Source organism: Peribacillus sp. TE19612, from assembly GCF_056279465.1.
The window spans coordinates 16,804-28,765 of record NZ_JBWCCL010000027.1 but is presented as its reverse complement, the minus strand read 5'-3'; the positions used below and the strand labels follow the sequence as shown (position 1 = coordinate 28,765).

Below are 11,962 nucleotides of genomic sequence, written 5' to 3'. Positions count from 1 at the left end.
AATGTTTGACTTGCTCATTTGCTTTTTTGATAGTGTGTGCTCACTTAAAATTTAACGTTGGCGCTTTGTTTTGTTCAGTTTTCAAAGAGCAATTTCCACAATCGTTCTTTCGAACGGCTGTTTATTCATCATAACATCTTATTGATTAGTTGTCAACTTCTGCGAAGTTTTTAACTTATTTTAAATCGCTGTGTTTTTCAGCGACCATTTCATCTTATCATTTTCATAGTAAGATGTCAATAGTTATTATTTCTTTCAGCAACCTGCCAAAAGCGATGAAGTTTTTTGCATGTCTTAGTTGGTGCTTATTTATATTAATCCCATTTCACTTTAAAGTCAATGCTTTTTCTCCATTTCTTATATTTATATATTATCGGTGATTAGCATCTTCAGTTTATCAACAATTCCAAGACAGCACTTATATAATAGAAAGACGAAAATGACCTGATAAGTATCTTCATATACTTTTTGATGCTTCTTTATAATAGTGAAGTTTTGGGACATAACCAAGTTGACTTCATAATTTTCATTATGCTATTATATAACCAAGTAAAATAATCGGAATAGTTAATTTTATTAAAACTCTCTATTAACAAAACTTAGCTAAATCAAAGGAGATGGGAATATGACAGCAGTAATGGTAATACCAGGTGCGGAATCTTTTTTCTTACCCGGCAATTCTATCGGCATCCTTATTTGCCATGGTTTTAACGGAACGCCACAAAGCGTAAGGTATTTAGGTGAAAAATTTGCCGCCAAAGGCTTTACTGTCTTCGCTCCTCGACTGGCAGGCCACGGAACGGATGAATATGAAATGGAAACAAGTCATTATCAAGAATGGATACAAGATGTTGAAATGGCTTATGCAAAATTAAAGCGAACCTGCACCCATGTTTTCGCCATCGGACAATCAATGGGAGGCGCCCTTGTTCTCGATTTAGCGACAAAATTGGCTTGTGATGGAATTCTCACCATCAACGCCGCTCTCCAAGTTCCTGAATATGAAAGATATCGTAACCAATCGGTTCCACGCTTCATTCCCGAAGGCAAGCCTGACATAAAAGACGATACACCTAAAGAAATCACATATGACCAAGTTCCGTCAAAAGCGATTAATCAATTGCTTGATATAATGGAACATACCAGTCAAAAACTAATAGACGTTTCGTGCCCGATACTTATCTTCCATTCACCAGAAGACCACGTTGTACCGGACTCGTGTTCCTATCAGATTTACGATACTGTCATGTCCGGTGATAAAGAGATGGCGCGCCTTGAAAATTCATATCATGTGGCGTCGTTGGATCATGACAAAGATCATATCATTGAACATTCCTATCAGTTCATTCAAAGGTTAAGTAAAAGGGAAATAATCGCTTCTTAAAACTCCTTTCTCCATATAAATCAGGTTTATCCGTACACTTCATGGGTATATACAGTATATAAAGAAAAAGGAGGTAACATAATGAGCGGTTTATCAGACAAAGTTAAAGGTGCTGTAAATAAAGTTAAAGGTGAAACGAAAGACCAAGTCGGAAACGCGAAAAATGATCCTCACTTACAAGCAGAAGGTAAAGTCGATAAATTAAAAGGCAATCTCCAGGATGGCATTGGTAAATTGAAAAATGACCGTTAATTGAATTCACTCTCTTAACAAACATTCTCATTTCATATAAAAGTTAGCCGCTTTTATAGAGAAGAGGCGGCAGATAATCTGCCGCCTCTTCCTTCTTTAATTTGCTTGGATAACAACAACACACATATCATCAGGTTGATCTTGCTGCATTTCCGGGGACATCAAAAAATCGATAGGGGGAGATTCTTTACAATCGAACCATCTCGCCGAGACCGCTTCTTTTATTTGGTCGAGTCCTTCCGTCCCTTCTCGATCTATCGCTTCCATGACTCCATCCGTATATAGCATAAGCTGAATCTTCTCTTCATAATGAATGACGGACTTCTCTATTTTCATTTCGTTGAAGAACCCAACAGGACATGTCCCTTTTGAAAGTGAGGCCACTTTCCCATCGTCCATTAAAGCAAAGCCCGGAGGATGTCCGGCATTCACATATTCCACACTCTTTTGCTCTGTATCAATGACCATATAAATCGCGGTAAAATAATAATGCACTGGATTATCTTCTTTATTAAGGGTACTCATCCAGCGATTCATTTCGTTTATTACTGCCACCGGATCCGTATGTATCCTGATAGCATCCCTCAATACGGAGGAAATGAACATGCAAACAAGTGAGGCGGATATGCCATGCCCCATCATATCCAACAGGATGATCCCATACCGATTTTCATCGATGCGGTGCCAATAGTACATATCCCCTGCTAATTTATTCGCAGGTAAGTATGATGCCCTTATAGTTAAGTGGTCATTTATAATGGGTTCACTTAATAAGCTGCTTTGAACCTGCATGGAAAGATCCAATTCATTGCGGATTTTTTCATCCTGCATTTTATGCCAATCTTTTTCATATTTAAGTCTTAACCCCACGCGAATCCTCGCAAGTAAATCTATTTTATTGATGGGCTTCATTATATAATCAATTCCGCCAACATCAAGTGCCTCGGCCACCTTGTTTGAATCTTCAAGGGCGGTCACAAAAATGACGGGTATATCTCTAAGGTGAGGAATACTTTGAAGTCTCCTGCACGCCTCTATCCCATCGATCTCCGGCATCATGATATCAAGCAGAATGATATCAACTGAAGTCTCTTTAGGTTGCGGACTATCCACCTGTAAATATTCAAACATCTCAACAGCTGAAGTTAATGATAGAAAATCCGTATAGCCAGCTCGTTTTAGAATTTTCTCTATAACGAAAAGGTTAACCTGGTTATCATCTACGATTAAAATCGTCATTCTTTCATTCCCCTTTTGGCTTATATCGAGCGGCAACATTTATCTTTTTTATATGGAACAGTACTTTTATAAAGCTCCCTTAACAGGGATTTTTCCATTATATTATAACGAAGTTCAGTCTCTTTTAATAATAATAAACTGCAGTCCAGATTCTGCATGGAGACCAACTCATTATATATACCCCTTCTTCCGATGCCTTAAACATAGTGATGCAAAAAAAGTGAAAAATAATTTAATCAAAAAGAAAGAGTCCGCATATATGCGAACTCTTTCTTTTTACAGTTTCCGATAAATCCGTTCCTTTGAATCAAAGTCCTCATAATCCTCCGAAAAGGATGATGTATGAAGAGTTTCCTTGCTGCCGACCGCAAGGAAGCCATCTTTACAAAGACTGTCATAAAACAACTGATTAACATAGGTCTGTAATTCACCGGTAAAATAAATCATCACATTCCGGCACATGATGATATGGAACTCATTGAACGAACCATCAGTAACTAAATTATGCTGGAAGAACACAATGTTTTTAAGGAGGCCCGAATCAAGATAAGCATTTTGATAATCGGTTGTATAATACTCCGAAAATTCCTGGTTACCTCCAGCTTGCAGATAGTTTTTCGTATAAGACTGCATTCTATTTAAAGGTAATATCCCTTTTTCCGCATGACGGAGGACTTCATCATTCATATCAGTGGCATATATCCTTGCCTTATCATAAAGTCCTTCTTCCTTGAGGATGATCGCCATGGAAAAGGCTTCTTCACCGGTTGAACACCCCGCATGCCAAATTCTGATTTCAGGAAGTTTTTTCAGTAGCGGTACAATATTTAAACGAAAGGCTTTAAAGAAATCCGGATCGCGAAACATTTCAGTGACATTTATTGAAAAATCTCTCAAAAGCTTCTCGACATACCCTTTTTCATATAAAACCATTTCAATCATTCCGCTAATCCTGCGAACATGGTCCAGTCTCATTCTATTTTCAACTCTTCTTTTTATTGAAGAACGCATATATTTGCGAAAGTCAAAGCCAGAAACGGAATAAATGGCCTCTAACAATAATTCGATTTCTAAATCTTCTCTTTCTTCAATCGTTAATGTATCCTTCATGAAAATCCTTCCTCACCCATACTATCAATCAATTAGTCAGCCATACTCTTAGGACGGATAGCAGCTGATCCAATTTTAACGGCTTGCTGACATAATCGGAAGCGCCTGCCTTCAGGCACTTTTCCCTGTCGCCTTTCATCGCTTTCGCAGTCAACGCGATGATTGGAAGATCCTCGAACTTACTTTGCTCGCGAATTCTGGTCATCGTTTCGTAACCGTCCATGCCTGGCATCATGATATCCATCAAAATAACATCTATATTGTTTCCTTTTTCAAGGAGTTCCAAACATTCATAGCCGTTTTCAGCTGTAAGGATTTCCATCCCCTCATGCTTCAGCGTATTTTTCAGAGCAAATATATTACGGTGATCATCATCGACGACCAGTACTGTTTTATTGCAGAATGGTTTGACCTTATACCGATCTTCTTCATCCACTATAACCACATCCGGTTCTCCCTGACTTTCAAAAGGCACGGCAGAATCATCATGGTTGGCTGCTGCCACTTCTGGAGAAGCAGCCATTGCTTCGCCGACATTTTTGAAGCCCTCTGGCATACTTGGAATAAAGAAAGTAAAGGTACTGCCTTGCCCCTCTTCACTATCTACAATGACCCAGCCTCCCAGAAGTTTGGCGAACTCCCGGCAAATCGATAGCCCTAGTCCTGTACCGCCATATTTTCTCATTGTAGCTCCGTCACCTTGCTGGAACGCTTCAAAGATAAGTTTTTGCTTCTCTTTTGAAATTCCGATGCCCGTATCCGTCACCTTAATTTCAACCCAATTGCTAGCTCCTTTTGTCTGTATCCATTGTGCTACATTTTCTTCATCAGCTTTTTTGATTTGGACAGACACAGAACCTTTTTCCGTGAATTTAAATGCATTGGATAATAGGTTTTTCAAAATTTGCTGGAAGCGCTGTTCATCCGTAAAGAAAATATCCGGAACGTTTTTACTTTTTTCTATTATAAAGTCAATGTTCTTTTTCTTCGCTACATGATCGAAGTTACGGTGCAACAGGTCTGGAAGCTCACTCAAATTCATTTCGTCAAAGACCACTTCAAGCTTTCCGACTTCGACTTTCGATAAATCCAAAATGTCATTGATCAACGTTAATAAATCCTGACCTGATGAGTTAATGACACGAGCAAATTCCTGTTGCTCTTCATTTAATTTACTATCATTCGGATCTGAAAGCATTTCTGATAAAATCAGGATGCTATTGAGCGGTGTCCGCAATTCATGGGACATATTCGCCATGAACTCGGATTTATATTTAGAACTTAACTTTAATTCTTCCGCTTGTTTTTCAAGATTCAGTTTTGCGACTTGAAGCTCTTTCGATTTTTCTTCAGTTTCACGATTTCTTTCTTCTAATTGTTCATTGATCATTCGCAATTCTTCAGCCTGTGTTTGCAGTTCCTCCGATTGGGCTTGCATTTCCTCTGACTGTGATTGCAATTCTTCCGATTGAGCCTGTAACTCTTCAGTCTGTGCTTGTGATTCTTTCAATAAACGCTCTATTTCCATCCGGCCCTCAACATTATTAATCGTGATGCCCAGAGTATCAAGAACCTGGTTCAGGAAAGTTTTTTGCAGCTTCGTAAAGCTCTCCAAACTAGCCAGTTCAACCATCGCCACCACTTCATCCTCAAAAACGACCGGCGCAATGACAATGCTTTTCGGGTTTACTTCCCCTAATCCTGTCGTAACCAATTGAAAATCTTCAGGAATATCTTCAATAACTTTCGATTCCTTTTCAAGGGCGCATTGTCCGATCAAACCTTCGCCAAGACGGAATTCACGCCTCCCTGAATCTTCGCCATCTCCCGCAAAGCTTGCAAACTTCACAAAACGCATATCCACGCCCTCGCCCCGTTTGACGTAAAAAGCTCCAATTGAAGCTCCCATCATCGGTGCAAGTCTTGTAATGAACCGGTCAGCCAGCACCTCCACATCAACAATGCGCTGATACATCGTAGCTATATCTGCAACACGGGTCTGGATCCAGTTCTGTTCACTGATCTTTTCGGTGAAATCTTTCTCTTTTTGATTATAGATTTCAAGAGATCCCGCCATTTCGTTGAACGATCTCGCTATATCACCAATTTCATCAGTGGTCCGAACCGGAACTCTTGGTATGACCGACAAATTTTTATAATCGATATTTTTGATGACCTTCGTAATCGATTGCAGATCTTTCGATGTACTGCGGATCATCCAAACAACCGTTACGGAAATAACCAAAATGCTGAGAATAACCGCAAAAATTACAAAACCGATCATATCTTCATAGGTTTGTTTCGAATTACTTAAGGTATCTTTCATGACACCTTCTTGGTAATCCTTAAATTCATCCATCGTACTGATGACTTTGGTTCGTTTTTCCCTTTGGTCATCCATCAGGCTTGAAAGATTATCAGAAGAGTTTCCCGATTTAATCTTTTGGATGATTTCAGCCTCCGTTATGGAGTAAGAAGCATATTGGGTCTCGAACTCTTTCAATAGCTGCTTCGCTTTCGCCTTATTTAACGAACCTGATAACCCGGCAGTTTTTGATTCAATCAAACTATGATTTTCATTGATGATTTCGAGGCTCTCTGCTCTTTCTTCTTTATTTGCATCATTAGCTGCAAACAAAATCTCACGGTCCGACCTAGAAAAAAGCTGACGGATTTCCATCGAAGCTTGCACTTTTTCATAGCGATTTTCAACTATTTCAGTCATGCTGCTCTTTAAATTGTTTAGCGTAAACATCATGAATGAAAGTAAAATAGCCAAGAAAAGCAAGATCAAACCAAATCCCAACATTTGCTTTTTCTTAAAACCCATTTTCCCGCCCACCTTCAATACTTATTTATACCAGCCCGAAATAACGGCATTGCAAAATACTAGAACTCACCTTATATTCTTTGAAATGATATATAGATAGTTTCATTGCTCAAAATCAATTTTAACATTTTCCAAGCTAAAATGGTTACCCACACTATCATTTTACATGAATTCCTTTTCCAATTAAGTAACAGTCTGCCTTACCATTGTCATAAACACCCAAATAAATGGTTCGTACATAATAAAAGCCGAAAGTTTTCACTTTCGGCTTTTGGTGTGATCCTGTTTATTTAATCTTCTTCACTTCAACATATAAAACATGGTGGCCGTCCATTTCCTTTACAGTAAATTCATATCCGGCGTATTCAATTCTATCCCCGACAGCAATTTCAAATCTGCCTGTCAGGAACCACCCTCCCAATGTATCGATATCTTCCTCCGGCAAATCGATCGCAAGGGTATCATTAACATCTTCAACCAATGTTTTAGCATCGAATACATAATGCCCTTCATCAATTTTTTGAATGAGCGGACGTTCATCCTGGTCAAATTCATCACGGATTTCCCCGACGATTTCTTCAAGGATGTCTTCAACCGTTACAAGACCAGCTGTTCCGCCATATTCATCGGTCAAAACTGCCATATGGATCCTTTCCTTCTGCATTTTAAGCAGCAGATCATGAATGGCGATCGTTTCAAGAACACGGATGATGGGTGTTACAAAGGAATCCACCGTCAAAGCCGTTACATTATCTTCTGTAATCGTCGCTGTATAAAGGCGCTTGATATTGACCATTCCCACGACATTATCTTTATCACCGTCTATGACCGGATACCTTGTGTATTGTTCTTCTTGAATCAGTTCAACAACTTCCAATAATGGCATGCCTTTTTCGATAACGGTCATTTCCGTACGCGGAACCATGATTTCATTGGCAATACGCTCATCAAATTCAAATATCTGATTGACATATTTGTATTCCGATTGGTTGATCTCACCGCTTTTATAGCTTTCCGATAAAATGATGCGCAGCTCTTCTTCGGAATGGGCCATTTCGGACTCGGACGCAGGCTTTAATCCGAACATGCCCGTCAGAAGACGTGCAGAACCATTCAGTAACCAAATGAATGGGTACAAAATGCGGTAAAAGAGAATTAACGGCTTTGCAAATAGCAAGGTTACCTCTTCTGCCTTTTGAATCGCAACCGTTTTCGGTGCGAGTTCGCCGACTACAACATGAAGGAATGTCACGGAACCGAACGCGATCAGGAACGAGATGATGTGACTTACAGATGCCTCTAATCCCCATTTAGTGAACAATGGTTTTAATATCGCCTCGACCGTCGGTTCACCCAACACCCCTAAACCTAAGGCGGTTACTGTAATCCCCAATTGACAGGCAGATAAGTACTCATCGATATGCGATGTCACTTTCTTGGCTGCGAGGGCATTTCTATGCCCTTCTTCAATTAATTGATTGATCCGGGAACTTCTGACTTTCACGATAGCAAATTCCGATGCAACGAAAAATGCGGTTAATGCTATTAATGCAGCTACTGCCAATAATTTTATAAAAATCTCCAATATGTGCGGGTTCGCCATATAGTTCCAATCCCACTGACCTTCGGATTAGACATGTACGGCTTAATCCCAAGCACCTCCTGTATAAATGGTTATTTTCGTTTAATACGCGATTTTTTCCTTATAACATGAACCAAAACCATTTAGCCTATATCGTTAATATGCACCTTTGTGCATAAAACTATAGAGCTAAATTTTAATCATACGAGCAACACTAGTAATGATTGGATCAAGGCCATGCTTTCACGGGATATCTGTTTTTTTAGAAGAAGCTCACTTTTTCCGTCCTTTTCAATCAAGCTGATGAATTCCTGAAGTTCTTCGTTCAGGCCATCCATTTTATTCTTGAGCTGAAGACCTTTTGCCTCAATTGCTGATGCGGCTTCCTTATCCTTTTTAAGTATTTCTTTAATATCTTCCAATGTAAGGTTTTCTCTTTTGTATCCTTCGATACGGCGGAGCCTTTCAAGTTCACCGACTGAATAATAACGGTAATTAGAGGCGGAACGTTCTGCTTTAAGCAAGCCTAGGTTTGTATAATAATCTACGGTTCGTTTCGTAACATTTGCCATTTCCGCCAACTCGCCAATTTTTAAAGTCTCGTTCCCAACATAGCCCCTCCTAACCGTCACGTTATGGTTTAGACAAATCTAAAAATATGTCTATTCTTCCTGACGTTTTATTCTATTCCATTATCGTACATTATTTTAATTGAAATGAAAAATATTTATTATCCTCTTTACCCTTCATTGGAAAAATAAAAACCGATTAATTGAATAATCGGTTCAGACTGTAGACAAACTTGATATTAATTAAGATTGCCTGCGTTTTTTTGAGAGTGTATAAAATATGAACGCTGATTGGAACATAAGGCACTCGTTTTCCGCGGTCTCCGGGAGCCTCGAACACCCGCTCCAATCAACTTTGTTTAAAAATTAAGATGGAACCCTTTTTGTCCACAACTCAAACCGCTTAATGGTTTAATTTATGATCTATTCCAGTGGATTTTATTTTTTTGTTTTAACTGAGAATTGATTGCTCAGTATCTTAGGACCGCACTGGCATAGGGAAGAATGCTTTAACTTTTTTATTGGTGTTCCACATGTTCCACAAACTTTTGCTACCATTTATACTGTCCTCCTAACTTTTATTTCATGATAAATATATTATACTACTTTTATAATAATAATCAATACTAAATTAAAATTATTATAAATAAGGATATCATTTGCATGATTAACCTTTCACTTCACAAGTGATTAAAATAAGGATAAAATATAATAAAACACATCAGGAAGGTTGGTTTTCTATGACGAGTGAAATTCGCTCCATTCCCCGTCCCTTAGTACGAACGAATCAATGGGTCATTTTGTTAAGCGTAGCCACCGCCTTATTAACGGGACAATTATGGATATTAGCCATTCCTTTAACAGCGGGACTTTTGGGTCTTCTCTTTAATTTCAATCCAGTGATGCGTCTTGCCAAGCTCTTTCTTAAAAAGAAACCCTCCGATTATATTCCTGAAGATCATTCACAGCAACAGTTCAACCAAGCCATAGCTGTCGTTTGCTTAGGACTTGGATTCATATCTTTTTTGCTTGGTTGGGATGTTACCGGATATATATTCACCTTGATGGTCGGAATGGCTTCACTCATAGCCATTCTTGGATTCTGCATCGGCTGCTTCATCCTTTATCAATGGAAGCAATATTCCTATCGCCGATCTATTCGCTAATACCATACACAAATGGGACTGACATGCATCAGTCCCATTATATTATTCGGTTGTACGTAAGGAATTACTCTTTTTGACCCAAATGGTCGCCAAAACAATCAGCAAAATCAATACAGCTTGCGGCACCAGCGTTTCCATTGTTGGATAAAGACCTATCGTTTCTACAAACGGAAAGGAACTGATCGTATTTGTCTGTATCACCTGTGAAACCTGAAGTGAATGAATGGAGACTCCAAGAATCTTGAAAGCCAAGGCATATATGAGTACCGTTGCCGCTTTAAAGAATAGGGTCATCGGTAATTTCACACTATAGCGCAGCATGATGAAACCAATTACCACTAAAATGAGGAAGGCAAGGAAAATCCCGCTCAGCAGCTGCTTTAATTCCATATAAGGAGCCACACCGGCATAAAAGATAATCGTCTCGGCCCCTTCACGGAATATGGATAGAAAACTGATCAAAGCGAAAGAGATGATGCTTCCCGTAGCAATGGCTTGGTTCATTTGCTTGTCGATATACCGGTTCCATGCATGAACATTCGATTTACCATGAAGCCAAAGACCAATTGTCAACATCATTGATACGGCTATTATCCCAGTGATTCCCTCAATATATTCCCGGCTTGACGCAGCCGTGATCTGAGAGAAAACGATATTGATTATGACCGCCAATATGGAACTTGCAGCTAAACCCGCACCAACCCCTGTCCAAATCCATTTTTGTTTGTCCGCTTGCCCGATTTTCTTTAGGAAAGACAGCAATGTAGCTACAATTAAGAGTGCTTCCAACCCTTCCCGCAAAAGGATCGAAGCGGCATCCCATGTCGTATATCCCGTATCTTTAATTAAAGGGAGTAACCTTGTGTTTAAATCGGAAACGATTCCCTTCGCTTCCTCCGGCTTTACCTTTTTCGATTCTAACAGGCTGATTGCGGTCGGGACTTTCGTTTCCATATCGCTGTAAAGCTTGCTGTCCCTTGTGGAGACCTCCCCTTCGACATTAGGCCAAATTGTCAAGATCTCATTTAGCTGATCAACGGCAGAATCGATGTCACCCTTTTCAATATCCGTTGCACTTCCTTGTAAAAGTTGCGTTATATCCCCAAGGGAATAGGTATTCTCCTGGCTTCCCTCTTCAACTTTACCAGCAAGGAAATCCTCGATTAGGCCCTTCAATTCAGCTAGATTTTTTTGGGCTTTTTCCGGATCAGGTGGGTCTTGGGTAATCGCTATCCGCACAAAGGCCATTTTCGTTTCAAACTCACCATATGTAGCAACACTTTTCTCCCTGACAATGACCTCTGCATCGGTCCATTGATTCAGGAGATTGGTATATTGAACTTTAGCTTGATCAAAGTCACCTTCAGTTATCGAAGCTTCCAACTTATCTATTAAAGGAAGTATTGCTTCTAATCGTTCTTCATAGTCCGTCTTGTCAACAGGGTTTTCGTTGGTATCATAAATAACAAGAGTACTGGATAATGCCGATAATCGCTTCTTGATTTCATCTGTGGAGGCTTGGTCTCTCACAGCACTTTTTACCGCAGACAGCCTCTCGTCGACTTTCCTCGCACTTTCCCTGTCCGTTTTTATCGTTTTCCAATCTTTCTCGAATAGCTCGATATTTTTCGATACTTCCTCAAGGTCGCCTGATTTCACCTTCATTAAACTATCGCCAATATAAACAAAGAGCTGATCATGGTTTTCACCCGCCGAAACCATCTTAATATCAGTCGAAAGAAATAAAAGACTAACGACTAAAACTAATATTCCACTCTTCCACCTAGAAACGGTCATAGTGGTCCCTCCTTATTCATGAACTAAAATCGC

At 39.5% G+C, this 11,962-nt stretch carries 9 protein-coding genes; 3 read left to right on the top strand and 6 right to left on the bottom strand.

Annotated features, from left to right (window positions below):
• Nucleotides 1-625 precede the first annotated feature (625 nt).
• Nucleotides 626-1,384, top strand: a complete 759-nt coding sequence (locus ACZ9AO_RS25520) for an alpha/beta hydrolase (protein ID WP_251543095.1) — start codon at nt 626-628, stop codon at nt 1,382-1,384.
• Nucleotides 1,385-1,465: 81 nt separating this feature from the next.
• A complete protein-coding gene (locus ACZ9AO_RS25515; RefSeq protein ID WP_098866101.1) occupies nt 1,466-1,636 on the top strand; it encodes a CsbD family protein in 171 nt (56 codons plus the stop codon).
• A 96-nt stretch (nt 1,637-1,732) separates the two neighbouring features.
• On the opposite strand, the gene ACZ9AO_RS25510 is transcribed toward ACZ9AO_RS25515, so the two are convergent.
• The 5 genes from ACZ9AO_RS25510 to ACZ9AO_RS25490 form a co-directional block, all read right to left on the bottom strand.
• A complete protein-coding gene (locus tag ACZ9AO_RS25510; RefSeq protein WP_476111153.1) occupies nt 1,733-2,875 on the bottom strand; it encodes a PP2C family protein-serine/threonine phosphatase in 1,143 nt (380 codons plus the stop codon).
• A gap of 276 nt (nt 2,876-3,151) precedes the next feature.
• Nucleotides 3,152-3,985 (bottom strand): CheR family methyltransferase, encoded by an 834-nt coding sequence (locus ACZ9AO_RS25505; protein WP_034304823.1) that lies wholly within the window; start codon nt 3,983-3,985, stop codon nt 3,152-3,154.
• 28 nt (nt 3,986-4,013) lie between these two features.
• A complete protein-coding gene (locus tag ACZ9AO_RS25500) occupies nt 4,014-6,815 on the bottom strand; it encodes a response regulator (RefSeq protein WP_476111151.1) in 2,802 nt (933 codons plus the stop codon).
• A 286-nt stretch (nt 6,816-7,101) separates the two neighbouring features.
• Complete coding sequence (locus ACZ9AO_RS25495; protein WP_048688850.1) at nt 7,102-8,400, bottom strand: hemolysin family protein; 1,299 nt, start codon at nt 8,398-8,400, stop codon at nt 7,102-7,104.
• A gap of 197 nt (nt 8,401-8,597) precedes the next feature.
• Entirely contained in the window at nt 8,598-9,029 is a 432-nt protein-coding gene (locus ACZ9AO_RS25490) for a MerR family transcriptional regulator (RefSeq protein WP_476111150.1), read from the bottom strand.
• A 677-nt stretch (nt 9,030-9,706) separates the two neighbouring features.
• On the opposite strand from ACZ9AO_RS25490, the gene ACZ9AO_RS25485 reads away from it, so the two are divergent.
• Nucleotides 9,707-10,132, top strand: a complete 426-nt coding sequence (locus ACZ9AO_RS25485) for a DUF4395 domain-containing protein (protein ID WP_323599483.1) — start codon at nt 9,707-9,709, stop codon at nt 10,130-10,132.
• Between the two features lie 42 nt (nt 10,133-10,174).
• Here the strand turns inward: ACZ9AO_RS25485 and ACZ9AO_RS25480 are convergent, their stop codons facing one another.
• Nucleotides 10,175-11,929, bottom strand: coding sequence for an FTR1 family iron permease (locus tag ACZ9AO_RS25480; RefSeq protein WP_476111148.1), 1,755 nt, complete (start codon nt 11,927-11,929; stop codon nt 10,175-10,177).
• Between the last annotated feature and the right edge of the window lie 33 nt (nt 11,930-11,962).

Excerpts from the sequence above, each read along its gene's own strand:
- ACZ9AO_RS25520 (WP_251543095.1), top strand. The coding sequence starts at position 626 with ATGACAGCAGTAATGGTAATACCAGGTGCGGAATCTTTTTTCTTACCC.
- ACZ9AO_RS25515 (WP_098866101.1), top strand. The coding sequence starts at position 1,466 with ATGAGCGGTTTATCAGACAAAGTTAAAGGTGCTGTAAATAAAGTTAAA.
- ACZ9AO_RS25510 (WP_476111153.1), bottom strand. The coding sequence starts at position 2,875 with ATGACGATTTTAATCGTAGATGATAACCAGGTTAACCTTTTCGTTATA.
- ACZ9AO_RS25505 (WP_034304823.1), bottom strand. The coding sequence starts at position 3,985 with ATGAAGGATACATTAACGATTGAAGAAAGAGAAGATTTAGAAATCGAA.
- ACZ9AO_RS25500 (WP_476111151.1), bottom strand. The coding sequence starts at position 6,815 with ATGGGTTTTAAGAAAAAGCAAATGTTGGGATTTGGTTTGATCTTGCTT.
- ACZ9AO_RS25485 (WP_323599483.1), top strand. The coding sequence starts at position 9,707 with ATGACGAGTGAAATTCGCTCCATTCCCCGTCCCTTAGTACGAACGAAT.
- ACZ9AO_RS25480 (WP_476111148.1), bottom strand. The coding sequence starts at position 11,929 with ATGACCGTTTCTAGGTGGAAGAGTGGAATATTAGTTTTAGTCGTTAGT.